This window comes from Salipaludibacillus daqingensis (assembly GCF_029891575.1).
Classification (GTDB): domain Bacteria; phylum Bacillota; class Bacilli; order Bacillales; family Salisediminibacteriaceae; genus Salipaludibacillus; species Salipaludibacillus daqingensis.
Map to the genome: position 1 here is coordinate 234,741 of NZ_JARZHF010000008.1, position 20,338 is coordinate 255,078.

Below are 20,338 nucleotides of genomic sequence, written 5' to 3' on the forward strand. Positions count from 1 at the left end.
AAAAACTATTTCTCTTAGTATACATGAAAATACTCCTTTAACTCTAGTGGTTATATTAATCTTGTCATGGTAAAGATTCATCATCAAATCGATGAATAATTGGATATAGCATAATAGCTGCTAATATATATAAATTCACTAATCCATAAATGGGATACAAAACACTAATTAATTTTGAAAAGCCTATCGTTGTTAATGGAATCATCAAAAGGAGTAACAGTGACGAAAGCTGCCAAAATGGTATATTCAAATATGCTTTAAACCTTGTACAAAGACCAAGCATACCAGATGCTGCTGTTGTATAGATTGCAGCCCAAAGTAATCCAGACATGATCAAGACCATAAAATACGGATAGTTTTGTAAAATTGCAAATAACGGTATTTCATAGACCATCACTTCTTGTGCAACATTAATTAATGATTGGTTATATAAAAGAGAAACGGTACCTAATAAAATAGCACTTCCTAAACTCGCTATCCAGAGTTCTCCACGATGATTTATCTTTTTACCAATTGCACCAAGAACAGCTACGAGTGGAAGTATATTGAGAGCCGTAAACGTAAAGGCAGCCGGCCAATTTGATTGCTTATCTATGGAGAATTCCATGTTAAATCCGTTTGTATTCCACTGAAACACAAGAAGAGTTCCAACAAGAAACAATATAAGTAATGGAATAAGCACAGCATTCATAGATGTCATGCCATTTAATCCCCAAATGAATAGTAATACGAGTAATCCTGAGATAATAATGACACCGTACCAATACGGGATATGAAGAACTTCTAATGTTGCCCCTCCCCCAGCAATCATAATCACTGTTGTAGAAAACAAGTACAAAATAATCATCCCATCATACATACTAGTCAGTTTTTTCCCCATTAGTTTTTCTAATACTGGGATATAATGTTCAGATTTTTCTTTGTAACTAATATCCATAATGACATAACAGCAAACAAAAAATAACACAGAAAATATTAGAATAGCTAGTCCACTCTCATATCCAAAAAATTGCCATAGTTCTCTACCAGAAGCATAGCCCGCTCCTATCATCGTCCCAATGATTAAAAACATCCACTTTAATCCTGACTTCCACAAAATCATCCCTCTATTTCTCATCTTTGACGTATAGATCTCATATTTGATCCGTATACTGTTACTACTATTTTGGAAATGAGGGTTGTATGATGGTTTTTGGACAACTTTTTCAAGAAAAAAATAATCCACCTTATCGATTCCATCTTGATGAGCCATTAATGATCCAACAAATGGCAAAAGCAATATTTTCTTTATTACCAACTTTACCTGATCAACCTATTGCTGTTGTTTGTATTGGTAGCGATCGTTCTACTGGTGATTCATTAGGTCCTCTCGTTGGTACAAAACTTCTAGAGAAACGTTGCCCATTTTTTTCTATTCATGGATCACTAGATTCTCCTGTACATGCGAAAAACCTTGAAGACACAATCGAGAAACTCGAAGCTGATGCAAATCCTCCTTGGGTTATTGCTATTGATGCGTGTCTTGGTAAAACCGATAGCGTTGGATATATGACGGTAAACAATGGTCCTGTTCATCCTGGTATTGCGGTTAGAAAAAAACTCCCCCCTATTGGCGATATTCATTTAACCGGTATTGTGAATGTTGCTGGATATATGGAGATGCTTGTACTCCAAAATACACGACTCTCCCTCGTGATGAATATGGCTGACTGTATGTCTAGATCCATTTGGCGCGCTGCTTGTTGGCACGAGAATAGACAAAGTGTTCTCTACCCTTCTCAAGATACAAGTCTTTCCAATTAGAAGCTGCTGAAAGAGTTCTAAATTTAATTTACCTTGGATGATAAAGAGGAAGGAGTGGACAAAACAGTCCTACTCCTTCCTCTTTATTAAAAATTAAATCTAGTATGACCTGCATGATTATGAGTTTTCAACTAAACCATTGACTATAAATTAACACTAAAATAACAGTTAATAGAATAGCTGGTAGTAAATTCGCAATTCTTATTTTTGGAATGCCAAGTAAATTCAAGCCGATCCCGATAATCATAATCCCACCAACGGCAGTAATCTCACTTATAATCAAATCCAACCATTCTTCTGGTAACCATTGAAGAATAAATGTGGCAGCTAAGGCTATTGTCCCTTGATATAACACAACTGGAAATGCAGAAAACATCACACCAATTCCCATAGTAGCTGCAAAAACAATCGAAGAAAAACCATCAAGAAGGGATTTAGTTAGTAAAACCGAATGGTCTTGGCGAAAACCACTGTCCAATGCTCCTATGATTGCCATTGCGCCAACTACAAATAAAAGCGTCGCCGCAACAAATCCTTCAGCTAAATTTCCATCCGTATTGTTTTTCATTCTCCTTTCTAACCAACTGCCTGCTTCATTTAATTTCCCTTCAATGTTCCATCTCTCACCTAATACACCGCCAATAGCAAGACTAAAAATAATTAATAGAAATTGCTGTCCTTCTAGTGCCATCGTGAATCCAAGCACAATCACGGCTAATCCTATTGCTTTCATGACTGTTTCTTTCATATCAAAGGATACGTGCTTTAAACGAACACCTATCCAAGCACCAATGATAATCGCAATGCCATTCACTAGTGTGCCAAATAAAACCATATGTATGCCCCTATTCCAAGAGTCCGTCTTTTATTTCTTCGATTGCTGCTACTAGTTGGTCCACTTCCTCTTTTGTATTGTATATTCCAAAGCTTGCCCTGATCACTCCTTTATCGCTTGTCTCATATGATTCATGTGTCAAAGGTGCACAGTGCAATCCTGCTCTTACAGCTATTTGATAATGTTCATCCAATATCATCGCCACTTCTAAACCATCAACACCATCTATGTAAAATGACACTACTCCTAAACGGTTCTCTTCTTCTCCGGGTCCAACAATATGGATTCCAGGTAATTTCTTCAATCCTTTTATACAATGTATACTCAAAGATTTTTCGTGTTCGAAAATTGTTGATAAACCTCTCTTCTCCACTTCTTGTATCCCTTTTAATAATCCTGCAATTCCTGGTGTGTTTAATGTTCCACTTTCCCATCCAGCAGGCCATATTTTTGGTTGTTCAAGTTCTTCAGAATGACTACCTGTACCACCAACATTTATAGGCCTAAGATTAACATGGTTTTTCACCAGTAACACGCCTACTCCTTGTGGTCCCAGGAGTCCTTTGTGTCCTGGGAAAGCTAACATATCAATATTCATTGCCTCCATGTCTATTGGTAATACACCTGCTGTTTGTGATGCATCTACACAATACATTACTCCAGAGTTTTTTAGGCTCACTCCAATAGATTCAACCGGAATAATTTCACCTGTAACATTTGATCCATGAGTTACGATAACTAACTTTGTATTTGATGTAATTTTGTTAAGAATAGCTTCTTCCCATGTTTTTTCGTCTTCGTTTGGCCTTACATAATCGACGAGTACTCCCTTTTCTTTCTTCAATCTTTCCAGAGGTCTCCTTACAGAGTTATGTTCAAACGTGGTTGCAACAACATGGTCTCCCCTTTTCCACGAAAGACCATCAATGGCTTGATTTAACGCTGTTGTAGCATTCAGTGAAAAAACAACTCTATCTACCGATTGATTTCGAAACATTTTTTGGACTTTTTCCCTTGTTTTATCAATAACGGCACTAGCGCACTTAGAAAGCTGATGTCCACTTCTCCCTGGATTCGCTCCATATTCATTCACAGCTTTAACCATCGCATCAGCGACGGTTGTTGGTTTAGGAAAACTCGACGCAGCTTGATCCAAATAAATCATCATTCTTCCCCTCTCACCTTGACTAAACGTTTCTTTCACCTATAGACTATCATAATTATGATTTCCAATAGACAAAAGACGATTCTCCGTGGTTGGAAAATCATCTTGTACTTCATACCTATTTAATTATGAGGTTATTTTTATATTTTGTCTTCTTCGGAATGCAATAGCTCAAGGATTCGTTCTAAATCATCGTCAGTAAAGAAATCAATTTCAATTTTCCCTTTGTTCCGTCCTTGTTTAATTTGAACATTCGTACCAAAATAAGATTTTAATGTAGCTTCTCGGTCTTTTAGAAATGGAGATAATGATTTTTTCGTCGAATCTGATGTTTCACGTGAAACATTGTCATTCGATCGTTGTATCCATTCCTCTAGTTGACGAACACTCATCCGTTCTTTTAACACCTTTTGTATTAATGAAGTTAACTCGTTTCGATCTTTCAACCCCAACAAAGCTCTTGCATGTCCCATCGATAACTTCCCCTCTGATAAATACTGTTGTGCAATTTGCGGGAGTTGTAGCAAACGAACATGATTTGCTATATAAGGGCGGCTTTTTCCAAGCTTTTTAGATAATTCTTCTTGAGTGACTTGCAAATGTTCCATTAACTTTTGATATGCTTTTGCTTCTTCTAATGGATTGAGGTTCTCGCGTTGTAAGTTTTCAATCAACGCTATTTCCATCATTTCATCTTCAGTAAGATCTTTTACAACGGCAGGTACTACTTTTAATTTCGCTTCTTTTGCCGCACGAAAACGACGTTCACCAACAACAATTTCATAACCTTTAATACTTTTTCTGACGATAAGTGGTTGCAGAATTCCATGTTGTTCAATGGAAACTTTCAGCTCATCTATGGCTTCTTTCTCAAAAACTTTCCTAGGCTGATAAGGGTTTGGACGTAATTCAGAAACTTTAATTTCTTGAATATTATCCGCTAGTTGTTCGGTGGCATCCGCATCAGGAAAAAAAGCACCTATTCCTTTCCCTAATCCTCTAGCCATGCGTCATCACTTCCTTCGCTAATTCTAAATATACTTCTGCACCACGAGATTTAGGATCGTATGTAATGATTGGTTTTCCATGACTTGGCGCTTCGCCTAAACGAACATTTCTTGGAATAATCGTTTTAAACACTTTTTCCCGGAAATATTTTTTGACTTCTTCAATGACTTGGATCCCTAAATTAGTACGAGCATCTAGCATTGTTAGTAATACACCTTCAATTTCTAAATCTTGATTCAAATGTTTTTGAACTAAGCGAACCGTGTTTAAAAGTTGACTAAGCCCCTCTAGAGCATAATATTCGCATTGCACTGGAATCAAAACGGCATCTGAAGCAGTTAAGGAGTTTATTGTTAATAATCCTAGTGATGGTGGACAATCAATAATAATATAATCATAATCGTCTTTTACAGAATCAATCGCTCTTTTTAACCTTACTTCTCTAGATATGGTAGGAACCAACTCAATTTCTGCTCCAGCCAATTGTATTGTTGACGGGAGTACAAATAGGTTCTCCACTGCTGTTGGCACAATGACATTTTTCGCTTTTTGATCTTCCACTAACACATTATAGATACACTCGTCGATCTCACCTTTATCAACACCTATCCCACTCGTAGTATTACCTTGTGGATCAATATCAATAATAAGAACTTTATTTCCCTCGTGGGCGAGGCAAGCACTTAAATTGACCGATGTTGTTGTTTTTCCTACTCCGCCTTTTTGATTAGCGATGGCTATGACTCTACCCATCTTGTCACCTACCTAACTGCAAACTCATATTTTATAGTTTATTTCTACTAATCTCTTATGGTAATGCTAAATGTTCCTTCTCTGTTATTCTATCACGAAAACGTAAAAGTGGAGAAAATCGTTAAGTAAAAATATTTATTTATGACCTTTGTCTCAAATTTTTATGTTTTGTTTATAAATATAAAGTTTTAAATAGGTCTGTTGATAGAATATATTGCGAGATTAGTGCCATATACATCCAAAGAAAAAACCGTAATCACATCTAGTGCGAAAACGGTTCTGCTTCCGTATAACAATTATTTCTTAGGAATCCTAATCGTGAACTGATAGTAATCTTCATGTTCCTCTTCATCTGTATTAATCGTCATTCCCGTTTGAGCTACCATATCAACCGATTTACGAATTGTATTCATCGCTAATCTCGTATCTTTAGAAACAGCTTTTCGTATTGGTTTTTTCTTTTTCGGTTGATCTTGCTCTTCAGACAGTTTTTTTATTGCTTCTTCCGTTTGTTTCACATTCAATTCTTCTTCTATGATTCTAAAAAGAAGTTTTTCTTGTTTCTCCTGATCTTTCAAACTTATTAATGCCCTAGCATGTCTTTCAGAAATTTGGCGATTTAACAATGCATCTTGAATGGACGTAGGTAAGTGAAGTAGTCGCAACTTATTTGCTACGGTTGACTGTCCTTTCCCTAATCTCTGCGCCAAACTTTCTTGAGTTAAACCATGGAGTTCTAATAATTTTGAGTACGCTGTTGCTTCTTCAATGGAAGTTAACCCTTCTCTTTGCAAATTTTCGATAAGCGCAACGGATGCTGTTTTTGTATCATCAAAATCTTTAATAACAGCTGGAATTGTTTCCCAACCTAATTTTGTCACTGCACGCCAACGTCTTTCACCAGCAATGATTTCATATTTACCATTACGTTCACGTACAACAATTGGTTGAATGATTCCGTGTGTTTGAATAGTCCTAGCTAATTCGTTTATTTTTTCATCAACAAAAACCGTTCTCGGTTGATATCGATTTGGAACAATTTCAATAATCGGAATTTGTTGTACTTCTTCTTTTTCATTAACAATAATTTCTTCTGTTTCTTCGTTTTTTTCATTAAGACCAAACAGTTTAGAAAATGATTGTTTCATGGTGGCACCACCTTCAGAAAACTACCTCTCTTTTTCATAAAAAAATACCTTAAAGAACAATGGCTAGTGTATTAATCGTAATTTTTTCTTTTAAGTATTTGCTCTGTTATCGTTCCATAAAAATCTATGAGCCGCCTGTGGGAAAATCATCGTCTGAAGATCCCAAAGGATAATTTTTTCCAAGGAATGAGATGTCCGTGGCAAGCGAGTGTGATTTCTAAAAACAACACAAGATTTACTAGAGCCTAATGATTAGCCTTTGTCTTTTCAATATCATTATTGAAAAACAGAAATGATATGACTTTGTCACTGAACCATGATTGTTTCACGTGAAACAATCATCATGAAGAACGAAGTTACTAAGCGTTCATACGGTTATAATTTTCCTCGCATGTATAGTATACGTGAGAATGGAGAAATCTTCTATAATAAATTGATAGATTCAGATAGAAATCTATCAGTTTAATAAGGGATTGTTTCAATCTATGTAGAAACGATGAAGTTTTAACTAGAAAACTTAAAACCTCATCGTTCATTATAACTCTCATTCGTTTTCTACCCAATTCCTTGGTCATCTTATTGTTACAAACACCGTTAACTTTTGAAAAGGTTATATTAACGGCTGTTTGTTTGGTGTTCCTGGTTTTCGAGGATACGATTTAGGTGTGTTCTTTTCCTTTCTAACTACAATAATCGATCGCTCACTTTTTTCAATCGGTAGTTGAAAATCATACTTGTTCTCTAATTTTCCACCTAATAATGAGATTGCCTTTGAAGACTGCGCTAATTCATCTTCCGCTCCTGCACCCTTCATGGCAATGAAACGACCATTTTTCTTCACAAAAGGTAAACAAAGTTCTGTCAATACTGGTAACCTAGCGACCGCTCGTGAAATAGCCATATCATATTGTTCTCGTTGGTCTTTCTTTTTTGCGAATTGTTCTGCCCTATCATGATAAAAGGAAACACCTTTCAAATCCAGTTCTTCAGCTAACGCATTTAAAAATGTGATCCGCTTGTTCAACGAGTCCACTATTGTTACATGAATCTGTGGGAAACAAATTTTCAACGGAAGACTTGGAAAACCTGCTCCTGCCCCAATATCAATTACGTTCATCGATTTATCAAATTTATCATAAAAAGCAACAGTGATAGAATCAAAAAAATGTTTTAAATACACTTCTTTTTTCTCCGTAATCGCTGTTAAATTCATTTTTTCATTCCACTCAACTAATACTTCATAGTACCGGTTGAATTGAGCCATTTGTTCGTTTGATAGTAAAATTCCTTCTGCTTCAAGAGAATCACGAAACTGCGCTTCATTCATTTCATCTTCACCTCTTTGGGTCACTTTACGCTTCTGTTTGACCGACTTTTTGTAACTTTCCTTGTTCCATATATACATGTAGGACAGATACATCAGCAGGATTAACACCAGAAACCCGAGATGCTTGAGCCATCGACAGTGGACGAACTTCCGCTAGTTTTTGTCTCGCTTCCATGGCAATTCCCTTGATCGACATGTAGTCCAAGTCTTCAGGAAGTTTTTTATTTTCCATCTTTTTCAGCTTGCCTACTTGTTCTAATTGTTTGGAAATATATCCTTTATATTTTACTTGAATTTCTACTTGTTCAGCAACATCTGCATCAAGAACCTTCTCTGCTGGAGCTAATTTGATGATATCAGCATATGTTAATTCAGGTCTCTTCAATAAAACATCTGCATGATACGCTTCTTTCAATGCTGCAGCACCAGCCTGTTTCATTACTTCTTGTGCATCATCCGTCACTTTGATCATCGTTTTTTCCAAACGTTTTATTTCAGCCGAGATTTCTTCTTTTTTCGTAATAAAACGATTATAACGCTCTTCTGAGATAAGACCAATATCATACCCTTTTTCCGTAAGTCGAAGATCTGCGTTATCATGACGCAATAGTAACCGGTATTCTGCTCGTGACGTTAATAAACGGTAAGGTTCATTTGTCCCTTTCGTAACTAAATCATCAATTAATACACCTATATAAGCATCTGAACGATCAAGAATCATCGGTTCTGCGTGCTGCACTTTCCTTGCAGCATTGATACCTGCCATCAACCCTTGTCCTGCTGCTTCTTCATACCCACTCGTACCGTTAATTTGTCCAGCAGTAAACAATCCACTGATCTTCTTGGTTTCTAATGACGGCCAAAGTTGAGTTGGAACGATCGCATCATACTCTATTGCATAACCTGGACGCATCATCCGTACATTTTGTAGTCCTGGAATTGTCTTTAAAATATTGTGCTGAACGTCTTCAGGTAGACTTGTAGATAATCCTTGTACATAGACTTCCTTTGTATTCCTACCTTCTGGTTCTAGGAAGATTTGGTGACGTGGTTTATCATTAAATCGAACGACTTTATCTTCAATGGACGGACAATAACGTGGACCAGTTCCTTCAATCATTCCTGAGTACATAGGTGATCGACTCAAGTTGTTATTAATCAAATCATGCGTTTCTCCGTTTGTATAAGTTAGCCAACATGGAAGTTGATCTGTAATAAATTTCGTTGTTTCAAAGGAAAATGCTCGAGGAACATCATCTCCAGGTTGAATTTCCGTTTGAGTATAATCAATCGTTTGTCCATTAACACGAGGAGGCGTCCCTGTTTTAAAGCGAACCATTTCAAATCCTAAATCTTTCAAATTATAGGAAAGATTTACAGATGGTTGCATGTTGTTTGGACCACTTTCGTAGGATAAGTCACCAAGAATGACTTTCCCACGTAGATATGTTCCTGTTGTCACAACGACGGCTTTTGCATGGTACTCCGCACCGGTTTGGGTAATGACTCCTTTTATCTCACCATCTTCTACCATTAATTCCTCTACCATTCCTTGGCGGAGCAACAAATTTTCTGTCTCTTCGATCGTTTGTTTCATCTCGTGTTGATAGGAGAATTTATCAGCCTGCGCCCGCAATGCACGAACCGCTGGCCCTTTTCCAGTATTAAGCATACGCATCTGTATATGAGTTTTATCAATATTGCGCGCCATTTCGCCGCCCAATGCATCCATTTCTCTTACAACAATCCCTTTAGCCGGGCCACCCACAGAAGGGTTACAAGGCATATAAGCGACTGCATCTAAATTTAATGTTAACATCAATGTGTTTGCGCCCATTCGAGCCGATGCAAGACCTGCTTCCACGCCTGCATGACCCGCTCCGATGACAATCACATCAAATTCTCCACCATGGTAACTCATCGCCATTTCCTCCTTTATTTTATTGCTCTGTTGTCGTTCCCTGTTGTTATTGAATAATCAACTATAAACTTTAACAGAGGTTGAACCGTGCCAACATTCGCACGATCCATCTATTGTCTTTAAGCATATAAAACTAATATATTTAACCATTTTCAATCCTAAAATCCTTCTATTCTTGCTGTCTATTTTCCTAAACAAAATTGTGCAAACAACTGATCAATCAAGCTTTCATGGACACTATCACCGATCACTTCACCGAGAAGTTCCCACCCTTTAGTAATATCTATTTGAACCATATCGACGGGCATTCCCGCTTCCACTGCTTCTAGTGCATCTTCGACCGATTTCTTCGCTTGGTTTAACAAAGCAATATGGCGAGAATTGGAGACATAAGACATATCCCCAGTCTCTAGGTCTCCTTGGAAAAATAGATCTCTAATTGCTTCCTCTAATTCGTCGACCCCTTCATCCATTAGCAAAGATGTAGTAACAACAGGTCGCTCTCCTGCAAGATTTCGAACTTTACTCATATCAATATTATCAACTAAATCTGTTTTATTGACGATTATAATCGTATCATGTTCGTCAGATAACTCGAACAACTCCTGATCCGATTCAGTTAGTGGTTCATTATGGTTTAACACGAGCAACACAAGTTCCGCATCTTTAATAACTTTTCGTGATCTCTCTACACCAAGTTTCTCAACAATATCCTCTGTATCTCTTATTCCAGCCGTATCTAGAAGTCGTAACGGAACACCTCGAACATTGACATATTCCTCAATCACATCTCTCGTTGTCCCTGGAATTTCTGTAACAATCGCTTTATTTTCGTGAACAAGACTGTTTAATAAGGAGGATTTACCGACATTAGGTCGCCCGATAATGACTGTTGATAAACCTTCGCGAAGTATTTTACCTTGCTGTGCCGTTTGAAGTAAACGGTCAATCTCTTTCATGACAAAGGTTCCTTTTTCTTGTAGGATCTCTAACGTCATTTCCTCTGCATCATATTCTGGATAGTCAATATTCACTTCAACATGCGCTACCGTCTCTAGCAAAGCCTGTCTCAACGTTTGGATTCTCTTAGATAACTTCCCTTCCACTTGATTCATAGCAACATTCATAGCCCGATCGGTTTTCGCTCTGATCAAATCCATGACCCCTTCAGCCTGGGAAAGGTCAATACGTCCATTCATGAAAGCACGTTTCGTGAATTCTCCTGGTTCAGCTAAACGTGCTCCTTCATTTAAAACGAGTTGAAGAACACGATTTACAGAAGTTAGTCCTCCATGGCAATTTATCTCTACCATGTTTTCCTTCGTATATGTTCTTGGCTCCTTCAAAACGGAAACCATTACTTCTTCTGTTACTTCCCCTGTACTCGGTTCGATAATATGACCATAATTTATCGTATGGCTTTCCACTTCGCTCAACGTCATCTTACCTTTATATAAACGATCAGCTACTTCGATCGCATCTTTCCCACTAACACGAACGATACCGATAGCTCCCTCCCCCATTGGAGTGGAAATAGCTGCAATTGTATCAATGTCCATTGTGTTTCCTCCTTTCTACGAAATCATTCTTCATTTCTATATAAAAATTGGATATAGTTCCCTATTTATTAGCTCATCTTTTTTTGATTCCAGTTAATTAGAATAACACAAAGCATCCCCATAAGAAAGGGAATCAATTCCCTTTTCATCCATTTATACGTAACTTATCCACAGTATTTTTACAATAGAACGTTTCTCTTACTAATACTATTCACATGTGAACAACTAATAAAGGTTGCTTCACGATTATCCACAATATAAGCCTAACATTCAAGTTTTCTTCTTTGTGGATAAATAAAAAACCAGGTTATTTTCGGATACGATCCAAAATAACCTGGTTTGATACCGTTTATCTAAGTTGACTGAATCATTTAGGTACAACGACAATTCGTCGATGAGGTTCTGCTCCATCTGAGTAAGTAGAAACACCTTTTACGTTTTGCAAAGCAGTATGAATGATTTTTCGTTCATGAGCATTCATTGGTTCCAAACGCACCTCGCGTTTCGTGCGGAGTGCCTTGTTACTAAGACGCTGAGCCAATGTTTCAAGGGCTTCTCTACGTCGCTCACGATATCCTTCTGCATCGAGATGAATGCGGAGATAGCTTTCAGACTGACGATTGGCTACTAGATTGACAAGGTATTGCAAGGAATCAAGTGTTTGACCGCGCTTTCCAATTAAAACTCCAATATCCACACCTGAAATATCTAAATAAATACCTTCTGGGCGTTCTTGCTTTTCGACACTTGCCGAAATCCCCATTTTATCAATCGTTTCTCTTAAAAATATCATAGCTTCTTTTAAAGGATCGGGTTTGACCTTCACTTCAACGACAGCTGGTTTTCCACCTATTAGTCCTAGAAAACCTTTTTGAGGTTCTTCAACAACAAGAATATCTACTTGATCTTTAGCTACTTCAAGTCTTTGTAAACCTATCTCAACTGCTTCATCTACCGTTTTCCCTGATACAGTCACTTTTTTCACTTTTTATTCGCTCCCCCTGTTGTAGCTTCGTTACTCTTTCCAACATTTGGTCCAGTAATAAAGTAGGTTTGAATAATCATAAACAAGTTACCGATAACCCAGTATAGTGCTAATGCAGATGGGAAAAATGCTGCGAAAGCGATAATCATAATCGGCATGATGTACATTAACGCACGCATTTGAGGATTGTCTTGAACCATCATCATTTTTTGTTGAATAAATGTGGTTGCCCCTGCAACAAGCGGTAAAATAAAATATGGATCGGCACTACCTAGTTCGAACCATAAAAATTCTTGCGGTGCTCCTGTATAACTTGGATCAACATCCGGATTAATTTGTGGAGTTCGGATAATCGCATGATAAAACGCAATTAAAATCGGCATTTGAATTAATATCGGAAAACAACCAGCTAAAGGGTTTACTTTGTGCTCTTGGAATAACCCCATCATTTCTTGCTGAAGCTTCTGTTGTGTTTGTTGATCTTTCGCACTGTATTTTTCACGAAGTTCTTTCATTTGTGGTTGCAGTGCTTGCATTGCTTTTGTACTCTTTGTTTGCTTAATCATCAATGGCAAAATTAATACACGAAGTAAAATCGTGACGATAATTATTGCCAAACCGTAACTGTTCCCTAATGCTTCCGCAATACTTGTCATGAGCCATGACAGCGGATAAACAAAAAAGGAATCCCATATACCACCATTATCTTCCTTAATTGGTTGGTCAATGTTAAAACAACCTGTCATAACGACCATCAAACCAATTAACAGTGCAACTAAACCTAATTTCCTTGCCACTTCAAGGTCCTCCTATCTCTTTCCTATCATCATTAATATATAATAACGTCATCCAAACAAGTCTTCATTTCTAGTATTTCTAGTTTTAATGTTTGTAAACCTTCTTTGGAATGACCGAAATAACTAATTTATTTTTTACGTTTCTCTGGAACTGGATCAATTCCTCCAGGATGAAATGGGTGACATTTCACAATCCGCCTTACAGTCAACCAACTACCCTTTAGAAAACCAAATCTTTTCAGTGATTCAATTCCATAGTGGGAACAAGTTGGATAAAATCGGCAACTAGGGGGAGTAAATCTAGAAATCCACCTTTGATAAAAGCGAATAATTCCAATAAAGATCCATTTCATATGGATTCACCTCATAATTTTGACTGAGACCTTTTGTTGAAAAGCTTTCCCACTTTCATAACATGGTTTAACGATTTTTTCATTTGCTGATAGTCCATGTCAGACGTTGGTTTCCTAGCTATAATGACAATATCTCGATTTTGTTGTAATTCTGGAGAAAGTTCACGCAAAACCTCTTTCATCAATCGTTTAATTCGGTTTCTCATGACAGCATTACCAATTTTTTTGCTTACAGACAAGCCAAATCGAATGGAGGTGCCTTCTTCTTTAACCAATTGATAAACGACGAATTGACGGTTCGCAACAGACTTTCCTTTTTTAAAAACGTTTTGAAACTCTTCGTTTTTTCTCAAACTGTATTTCCTATTCATTCTTGCACCTCATCTAAGTGAACTGAAACGGATAACCAGAACAAGGCATCTTAGGACAAACCCCATTTATATTATAAAGAAGATTGAACTGATTCGCCATCACTTCTGTTGAGATTTCAACAAAACTTAATATCCTGTCACTTTTGTTATCGAAAGTCTTTCTTGCCATTATCACATGTTTCACGTAAAAATAAACCTCAACTTAGGTTCAAAGATTGTTCTATAATTTCAAATCTGCCATCCATTCGTATCTATATGTAGCAAGATTGACACAGAACCAATATAAAAGAAAAACCAGATCAATACTCTCTCTAGAAAGATTAAGCGTGATCTGGTTTATCCTTGTCTTACTGCTGCCTGGTTGGAACTTTTTTTATGTGAGTACTGTTCACCGAGAAAAAAAGACCACTGATCAGACAGTGGCCTCATTACGCAGATAGTACTTTTCTTCCTCTACGACGACGATTCGCAAGAATTTTACGACCGTTTTTTGTAGCCATGCGCGCACGAAAACCATGATTCTTTTTGCGCTTTCTGTTATTTGGATTAAATGTTGGTTTACCCATCTATTCCACCTCCTGAGGATGATTTTTTCATCAAATATCGTTTTTCACTTATCATATAAACTCGACGCCATCTATTTTCTCCACAAATCATACCGACGAGATTGACAGTCCTGTAAATTATATGAGACAGACTCTCTAATGTCAAGCCCTCTTCTTAATCAATGCCTGTTAGCTAAAAGATTGTTGAAATAAAAAAGAAATATACTAAACTCAAATCCTTTGTTGGTAGATGTTTTCACCATAGGTACATGTGCAAAATCAGTTTAATCTTCCCTACAGTCGATTTCATTTTGAATTATTTCCACCGAACAACGGGGTCTACCTTCTCTGGAAAAACCATCTCACGAGGGTCTTCAATTATTACTTCTCCCAAGTCGCCGTCTTTCACTTCTTTTAGAAATAAAAATCTATACGAGAATCGTGTAATAAAATTAATAACCCATTTTCCTGATCCAAATGTTCTTCTTTTAATCTTCTACAACTTGTCTACAAATTTTTTCTTTCCTCTCTTGTGGACAACTTTCGCCAAGATTTTACACGTTTCCACAAAGATCACTATAAGTTTTACACATGATCTTGTGTTGTGGACAAGTTTCAGACACAACCCCTTGAATCATGTGGATAACTTTTACTAATCATTGTCAACACTCTTTTTATTTGATATCATAATCTTGTTTTTTCAAGTGGAAAACCTGTGGTAAAATAAAAACTATCCACAGATGTGTACAACTTTGTGGATAGTTGTTCACCCATCTGTATAGGTTTATCCACATGACTGTGAATAGAGTGAACAGGTTATCTTTCTACCTATATGTATGATTACCCACAATTGATTGGGGGTAATTTTTATTCAGTGTTATTCATTGATGTTATACATTTGTTGTACAAAGTCGGATTCGAGAGAGGAATTCGTCTTACTGTTATGGGACAGTACCTGGCAAGGGAGGGTCAAGGATTGGAAAATTTAAATGATTTATGGGAGCAAGCGTTAACCAAAATCGAAGAAAAAGTTAGTAAACCTAGTTATGATACATGGTTTAAGTTTACGAAAGCTGATTCAATCGATCAGAGCTCCAACACGATTACCGTCATTGCTCCGAACGAATTTGCTCGAGACTGGTTAGAGAATCGGTATTTTGGCATTATTACGGAAACGTTAAATGAATTAACTGGAGCAGAGCTGGAAGCACGGTTTATATTACCGCAAGATGATAAAAAAGATGAGTTAGAGTTGTTTGAAAAAGCAAAGCAACCTGCTAAACCTCAAACTCATGGAAATGAAGATATGCCTAAACATATGCTTAATCCGAAGTACACATTCGATACATTTGTTATCGGGAGTGGAAATCGCTTTGCTCATGCGGCATCTCTAGCCGTTGCAGAAGCACCAGCAAAAGCATATAATCCGTTATTCATTTATGGGGGCGTCGGTTTAGGAAAAACTCACTTAATGCATGCTATCGGACATTACGTCATGGATCATAACCCTGGTGCAAAAGTGGTTTATTTATCTTCGGAAAAATTTACGAATGAATTTATTAATTCCATTCGAGATAACAAAGCAGTAAATTTTAGAAACAAGTATCGAAACGTAGACGTCCTGCTAATTGATGATATTCAATTTTTAGCTGGAAAAGAACAAACGCAAGAGGAATTTTTCCATACGTTTAATTCACTGCATGAAGAAAGAAAACAAATCGTTATTTCAAGTGATCGACCACCGAAAGAAATTCCAACGTTGGAAGATCGTTTACGTTCTCGTTTCGAATGGGGACTAATTACGGACATAACTCCGCCAGATTTAGAAACAAGAATCGCTATTTTAAGAAAAAAGGCGAAAGCGGAGAACTTAGATATTCCAAATGAGGTTATGCTCTATATCGCTAATCAAATTGATACGAACATTCGAGAACTAGAAGGTGCGCTGATCCGAGTTGTTGCCTATTCATCATTGATTAACCAGGATATGAATGCGGATCTTGCAGCTGTTGCATTGAAGGATATCATTCCAAATTCAAAACCTAAAAAAATTACCATACAAGACATTCAAAAATGTGTTGCCGCCTCTTTTCAAGTAAAAGTGGAAGACTTAAAAGCAAAAAAACGGACAAAAACAGTCGCATATCCTAGACAAATAGCTATGTATTTGTCTCGAGAGTTAACAGATAACTCGTTACCTAAAATAGGCATCGAATTTGGGGGAAGAGATCATACAACGGTGATCCACGCTCATGATAAAATCGCTCGCTTATTTGCTACAGAACAAGAATTACAGCAACAAATTCAAGAAATTAAAGAGCAATTGAAATCTTAAGCTGTGAAAAGTGTGTATAACTTCATCAATCTTATGCACAACTTGTCCACAGGTGGATAAGTTGGTACTATTGGCTCAACGATGACTTATCCACATATTCACATGCCTTACTACGATTACTCCTATAAATTATTAATAAAAAAGATATATATATAGCTATCTTTAAACGAATTCATTTCAACTAAAATTCAATCAGTGAAAGTGAGGAACAACCATATGAAATTTACGGTTCAACGTGATCGATTTGTACAAAGTGTTCAGCATGTATCCAAAGCTATTTCTTCTAGAACAACGATTCCAATTTTGACAGGTATAAAAATTGAGGCATCTGCAGATGGTGTCACATTAACAGGAAGTGATTCTGATATTTCCATAGAATCGTTTATTCCTGCGGAAGAAGGCGATCACCAACTTGTTGATTTAGAAAAAGATGGATCTATTGTTCTTCAAGCTAGATTTTTTGGAGATATAGTTAAGAAACTGCCAGCTGATACGATTGAAATTACAGTTTCAGAGCAGTTTGTTACACAATTAAAATCAGGTTCATCCGTATTCAACTTGAATGGATTAGATCCAGAGGAATATCCAAGATTACCTGAGATTGAAGAAGAAAATGTTTTTAAAATGCCTAAAGATTTACTCAAAAGTATTATTCGGCAAACCGCATTTGCAGTATCTACGGTTGAAACACGTCCAATTTTGACGGGAATACATTGGTCTATGGAACAAGGGAACTTAACATGCACAGCAACAGACAGTCACCGACTAGCGATGCGACATGCACAAGTAGAAGCCAATACATCTGAGTTAGAATTTTCTAATGTTGTTATTCCTGGAAAAAGTCTCAGTGAATTAAATAAAATTCTTGATGACACTGATGAATGGATCGATATTATCGTTACAGATAATCAAATTCTTTTTAAAGCAACTAACTTATTGTTTTTCTCAAGATTGCTCGATGGAAATTATCCTGCAACGAAAAACATGATTCCAACAGAATCAAAAACAAGTGTGAAATTGAACTCAAAAAATTTACTTGATGCAATTGAAAGAGCTCTATTGTTATCAAGAGAAGGCAAAAATAATGTAGTAAATGTTAAAACAATTGATCAAAATCAATTGGAAATTACTTCTGTGACTCCTGAAGTTGGTAAAGTGACAGAAGACGTACATTGTCTGGACTATAATGGTGACGAGTTAAGAATTTCCTTTAACGGGAAAAATGTCATTGATGCGTTAAAAGTCATTGAATCAACAGAAATTAACATCGATTTCACTGGAGCGATGAGTCCATTTGTGATGAAGCCATCGGAAAGAGATCACATGCTTCATTTATTTTCACCTGTTCGAACATATTAAGTCAGTAATGCTTTTATGCACACGAATGAAAAATGTAACGTATAATACTTAAAATCTAGTGTTTTTAATACTGATGTTTCTTCTACTTCGTTTTTCCTTAGGAGTTTCGTTGATTCTATAAACAAAATGTACAAAAAAGCAGTTCTTGTTTCGAAATAACAAGAGACTGCTTTTTTGTATTACAAGTAATACATAAGGCTTTTTAGAAAAGGGGTTGGCGTTTAGTGAAAAGATTTAGTACAATGTAGAGTGATAGAAAATGTGTACGTACTAAATATATGACAAGTGCGCGACAAATCGAGCGCTTTAGTGAACACTGCCACAAACAAAATGGCCTCTTTACTTTCCTTGCAGAAAAAGAATTTATAGAAAGTGAGTGACTTCATCTTGGAAGAACAGATTATGATCAAAAGCGAATTTATTACACTCGGTCAGGCGTTGAAAGAAGCAGCTGTTATCGATTCAGGAGGACAAGCAAAATGGTTTTTAGCGGAAGTTCCTGTATGGGTGAACGGTGAAGAAGAGAACAGGCGTGGACGTAAGCTTTACCCTGGTGACAAAATAAAGATGGAAGAGAGCGGGACGATTTTGATTGCCAGAGATGATGGATAAAGAGGGATTGCGTTGCACATTGATCAACTGAAGATAAAAAACTATCGTAACTACCATGAACTCACGTTATCCTTTCAAAACCGAGTTAACGTTATTCTCGGTGAAAACGCCCAAGGGAAAACGAATTTGATGGAAGCTATCTATGTCTTAGCAATGGGAAAATCACACCGGACGTCTAGAGATAAAGAGTTAATCCGTTGGGATCAACCGTTTGCCAAAGTTGAAGGAAACTTAACGAACCGAAATGGACCACTTCACATGGAAGTGGTGTTTTCTAACCAAGGGAAAAAAGTAAAGTTAAACCGTATTGAGAAAAAACGGCTTAGTGATTATATAGGTTCATGTAACATTGTTATGTTCGCCCCAGAGGACCTCACGTTGGTAAAAGGAAGTCCGCAAATTAGGCGACGCTTCCTCGATATGGAAATGGGCCAAATACACTCCATTTACCTCTATCACCTTTCTCAATACCATAAGGTGCTGAAGCAACGAAATCAGTGGTTAAAAGATGTTCAACAAAAAAAGGTGAAGCCAAATTCAGCCATGCTTGAAGTGATGACAGATCAACTATTGCAATCTGCAGCGCATGTCATTACGAAGAGGTATGCGTTTCTTGAAAAGTTACAATTATGGGCTGAACCAATCCATCATGAGATTAGTCGTGGAAAAGAGCACCTAAAAGTCGTATATGCCCCTTCTTGCAACGTATCAGAAGAGATGGATTTGTCCACAATGATGATAGCGTTAAAAGAAGAGTATTCGAGAGTAGAAGAACGTGAACTGCAAAGAGGGACAACGTTGATAGGTCCCCATCGGGATGATCTAACATTTTATGTCAATGAACGAAACATTCAAACATATGGATCTCAAGGTCAGCAACGAACGACAGCATTATCACTTAAACTAGCTGAGATCGAATTAATAAAAGAAAAAACAGGTGAATATCCGATTTTATTATTAGATGATGTCTTATCAGAACTTGATGATTATCGGCAAACGCATTTATTAAATACAATCAAAGGTAAAGTACAAACATTTGTGACAACAACGAGCGTAGATGGTCTCGACCATGAAATGTTAAGGGAAGCCGAAACATTTTACGTTGAGGAAGGGTCAATTCAGCAAAAAGGTTGAGGTGATATCGTGTTTATTCATTTGGGCGGAGATATGGTACTGAAAGCAGAAAGTATTGTGGCTATTATTGATCATAATAGCCAAGATTTATCACAGGAAAATGTAAATTTTTTAAAAGCAAAAAAGAAACAAAAAGTAACAATAAAAGTAACCGAAGATAAACCAAAATCTTTCGTGATTACAGAGGATGAAGTTTATTTATCTCCAATATCCTCTCACACGTTAAAACGTCGTGCGGAAACGACTACAATCGTTTCTGAAGACGAATAAATGAACATATAGAGAAAAAAGTACATGCTTTAAGAAATAAATCGATATAAGATTACTT

20 protein-coding genes are annotated in these 20,338 nt (G+C 36.9%); 6 read left to right on the forward strand and 14 right to left on the reverse strand.

Annotated features, from left to right (window positions below):
- Nucleotides 1–64: 64 nt before the first annotated feature.
- Nucleotides 65–1,096, reverse strand: coding sequence for a YkvI family membrane protein (locus tag QDN89_RS16455; protein ID WP_280771290.1), 1,032 nt, complete (start codon nucleotides 1,094–1,096; stop codon nucleotides 65–67).
- 86 nt (nucleotides 1,097–1,182) lie between these two features.
- Here QDN89_RS16455 and yyaC point away from each other — a divergent pair, with 86 nt between their 5' ends.
- Nucleotides 1,183–1,803: a spore protease YyaC gene (gene yyaC, locus QDN89_RS16460; protein ID WP_280771258.1), complete on the forward strand. Its 621-nt coding sequence runs from the start codon at nucleotides 1,183–1,185 to the stop codon at nucleotides 1,801–1,803.
- 127 nt (nucleotides 1,804–1,930) lie between these two features.
- Here the strand turns inward: yyaC and QDN89_RS16465 are convergent, their stop codons facing one another.
- The 13 genes from QDN89_RS16465 to rpmH all read right to left on the reverse strand — a co-directional run bounded on the left by QDN89_RS16465 (nucleotide 1,931) and on the right by rpmH (nucleotide 14,591).
- A complete protein-coding gene (locus QDN89_RS16465) occupies nucleotides 1,931–2,638 on the reverse strand; it encodes a DUF554 domain-containing protein (protein WP_280771259.1) in 708 nt (235 codons plus the stop codon).
- A 10-nt stretch (nucleotides 2,639–2,648) separates the two neighbouring features.
- Nucleotides 2,649–3,803 carry an aminotransferase class V-fold PLP-dependent enzyme gene (locus tag QDN89_RS16470; RefSeq protein WP_280771260.1) on the reverse strand — a complete coding sequence of 385 codons (1,155 nt, stop codon included), beginning with the start codon at nucleotides 3,801–3,803 and terminating at the stop codon, nucleotides 2,649–2,651.
- Nucleotides 3,804–3,943: 140 nt separating this feature from the next.
- Nucleotides 3,944–4,810 carry a ParB/RepB/Spo0J family partition protein gene (locus QDN89_RS16475; RefSeq protein WP_280771261.1) on the reverse strand — a complete coding sequence of 289 codons (867 nt, stop codon included), beginning with the start codon at nucleotides 4,808–4,810 and terminating at the stop codon, nucleotides 3,944–3,946.
- Nucleotides 4,803–5,564, reverse strand: a complete 762-nt coding sequence (locus QDN89_RS16480; protein ID WP_280771262.1) for a ParA family protein — start codon at nucleotides 5,562–5,564, stop codon at nucleotides 4,803–4,805. Before QDN89_RS16480 ends, QDN89_RS16475 begins: the two co-directional genes overlap by 8 nt.
- Nucleotides 5,565–5,860: 296 nt before the next feature.
- Complete coding sequence (gene noc, locus QDN89_RS16485; protein WP_280771263.1) at nucleotides 5,861–6,712, reverse strand: nucleoid occlusion protein; 852 nt, start codon at nucleotides 6,710–6,712, stop codon at nucleotides 5,861–5,863.
- Nucleotides 6,713–7,322: 610 nt separating this feature from the next.
- A complete protein-coding gene (rsmG, locus tag QDN89_RS16490) occupies nucleotides 7,323–8,039 on the reverse strand; it encodes a 16S rRNA (guanine(527)-N(7))-methyltransferase RsmG (protein WP_280771264.1) in 717 nt (238 codons plus the stop codon).
- Between the two features lie 25 nt (nucleotides 8,040–8,064).
- Nucleotides 8,065–9,960, reverse strand: coding sequence for a tRNA uridine-5-carboxymethylaminomethyl(34) synthesis enzyme MnmG (gene mnmG / locus QDN89_RS16495; protein WP_280771265.1), 1,896 nt, complete (start codon nucleotides 9,958–9,960; stop codon nucleotides 8,065–8,067).
- A 182-nt stretch (nucleotides 9,961–10,142) separates the two neighbouring features.
- Nucleotides 10,143–11,519 carry a tRNA uridine-5-carboxymethylaminomethyl(34) synthesis GTPase MnmE gene (gene mnmE, locus QDN89_RS16500; protein WP_280771266.1) on the reverse strand — a complete coding sequence of 459 codons (1,377 nt, stop codon included), beginning with the start codon at nucleotides 11,517–11,519 and terminating at the stop codon, nucleotides 10,143–10,145.
- A 367-nt stretch (nucleotides 11,520–11,886) separates the two neighbouring features.
- Nucleotides 11,887–12,504, reverse strand: a complete 618-nt coding sequence (jag, locus tag QDN89_RS16505) for an RNA-binding cell elongation regulator Jag/EloR (RefSeq protein WP_280771267.1) — start codon at nucleotides 12,502–12,504, stop codon at nucleotides 11,887–11,889.
- Nucleotides 12,501–13,301 carry a YidC family membrane integrase SpoIIIJ gene (gene spoIIIJ, locus QDN89_RS16510; protein ID WP_280771268.1) on the reverse strand — a complete coding sequence of 267 codons (801 nt, stop codon included), beginning with the start codon at nucleotides 13,299–13,301 and terminating at the stop codon, nucleotides 12,501–12,503. The genes jag and spoIIIJ overlap by 4 nt, the downstream gene beginning before the upstream one ends.
- Before the next feature lie 128 nt (nucleotides 13,302–13,429).
- Nucleotides 13,430–13,654 carry a membrane protein insertion efficiency factor YidD gene (yidD, locus tag QDN89_RS16515; protein WP_280771269.1) on the reverse strand — a complete coding sequence of 75 codons (225 nt, stop codon included), beginning with the start codon at nucleotides 13,652–13,654 and terminating at the stop codon, nucleotides 13,430–13,432.
- A gap of 11 nt (nucleotides 13,655–13,665) precedes the next feature.
- A complete protein-coding gene (gene rnpA / locus QDN89_RS16520; protein ID WP_280771270.1) occupies nucleotides 13,666–14,025 on the reverse strand; it encodes a ribonuclease P protein component in 360 nt (119 codons plus the stop codon).
- Nucleotides 14,026–14,453: 428 nt separating this feature from the next.
- Nucleotides 14,454–14,591, reverse strand: a complete 138-nt coding sequence (rpmH, locus tag QDN89_RS16525) for a 50S ribosomal protein L34 (RefSeq protein WP_280771271.1) — start codon at nucleotides 14,589–14,591, stop codon at nucleotides 14,454–14,456.
- A gap of 955 nt (nucleotides 14,592–15,546) precedes the next feature.
- On the opposite strand from rpmH, the gene dnaA reads away from it, so the two are divergent.
- The 5 genes from dnaA to remB all read left to right on the forward strand — a co-directional run bounded on the left by dnaA (nucleotide 15,547) and on the right by remB (nucleotide 20,280).
- Nucleotides 15,547–16,905 carry a chromosomal replication initiator protein DnaA gene (gene dnaA / locus QDN89_RS16530; protein WP_280771272.1) on the forward strand — a complete coding sequence of 453 codons (1,359 nt, stop codon included), beginning with the start codon at nucleotides 15,547–15,549 and terminating at the stop codon, nucleotides 16,903–16,905.
- Between the two features lie 216 nt (nucleotides 16,906–17,121).
- Nucleotides 17,122–18,264, forward strand: a complete 1,143-nt coding sequence (dnaN, locus tag QDN89_RS16535; protein WP_280771273.1) for a DNA polymerase III subunit beta — start codon at nucleotides 17,122–17,124, stop codon at nucleotides 18,262–18,264.
- A gap of 402 nt (nucleotides 18,265–18,666) precedes the next feature.
- Nucleotides 18,667–18,876, forward strand: coding sequence for a S4 domain-containing protein YaaA (gene yaaA, locus QDN89_RS16540; protein WP_425335412.1), 210 nt, complete (start codon nucleotides 18,667–18,669; stop codon nucleotides 18,874–18,876).
- 12 nt (nucleotides 18,877–18,888) lie between these two features.
- On the forward strand, nucleotides 18,889–20,010 hold the full coding sequence (gene recF / locus QDN89_RS16545) for a DNA replication/repair protein RecF (RefSeq protein ID WP_280771275.1): 1,122 nt from the start codon (nucleotides 18,889–18,891) through the stop codon (nucleotides 20,008–20,010).
- A 9-nt stretch (nucleotides 20,011–20,019) separates the two neighbouring features.
- On the forward strand, nucleotides 20,020–20,280 hold the full coding sequence (gene remB / locus QDN89_RS16550; protein WP_280771276.1) for an extracellular matrix regulator RemB: 261 nt from the start codon (nucleotides 20,020–20,022) through the stop codon (nucleotides 20,278–20,280).
- Nucleotides 20,281–20,338: the final 58 nt, after the last annotated feature.

Bases quoted from the DNA above. Each gene is read 5' to 3' on its own strand.
- yyaC (WP_280771258.1), top strand. From the start codon at position 1,183: ATGATGGTTTTTGGACAACTTTTTCAAGAAAAAAATAATCCACCTTAT.
- QDN89_RS16465 (WP_280771259.1), bottom strand. From the start codon at position 2,638: ATGGTTTTATTTGGCACACTAGTGAATGGCATTGCGATTATCATTGGT.
- QDN89_RS16470 (WP_280771260.1), bottom strand. From the start codon at position 3,803: ATGATTTATTTGGATCAAGCTGCGTCGAGTTTTCCTAAACCAACAACC.
- QDN89_RS16475 (WP_280771261.1), bottom strand. From the start codon at position 4,810: ATGGCTAGAGGATTAGGGAAAGGAATAGGTGCTTTTTTTCCTGATGCG.
- QDN89_RS16480 (WP_280771262.1), bottom strand. From the start codon at position 5,564: ATGGGTAGAGTCATAGCCATCGCTAATCAAAAAGGCGGAGTAGGAAAA.
- noc (WP_280771263.1), bottom strand. From the start codon at position 6,712: ATGAAACAATCATTTTCTAAACTGTTTGGTCTTAATGAAAAAAACGAA.
- rsmG (WP_280771264.1), bottom strand. From the start codon at position 8,039: ATGAATGAAGCGCAGTTTCGTGATTCTCTTGAAGCAGAAGGAATTTTA.
- mnmG (WP_280771265.1), bottom strand. From the start codon at position 9,960: ATGAGTTACCATGGTGGAGAATTTGATGTGATTGTCATCGGAGCGGGT.
- mnmE (WP_280771266.1), bottom strand. From the start codon at position 11,519: ATGGACATTGATACAATTGCAGCTATTTCCACTCCAATGGGGGAGGGA.
- yidD (WP_280771269.1), bottom strand. From the start codon at position 13,654: ATGAAATGGATCTTTATTGGAATTATTCGCTTTTATCAAAGGTGGATT.
- rnpA (WP_280771270.1), bottom strand. From the start codon at position 14,025: ATGAATAGGAAATACAGTTTGAGAAAAAACGAAGAGTTTCAAAACGTT.
- rpmH (WP_280771271.1), bottom strand. From the start codon at position 14,591: ATGGGTAAACCAACATTTAATCCAAATAACAGAAAGCGCAAAAAGAAT.
- dnaN (WP_280771273.1), top strand. From the start codon at position 17,122: ATGAAATTTACGGTTCAACGTGATCGATTTGTACAAAGTGTTCAGCAT.
- yaaA (WP_425335412.1), top strand. From the start codon at position 18,667: ATGATCAAAAGCGAATTTATTACACTCGGTCAGGCGTTGAAAGAAGCA.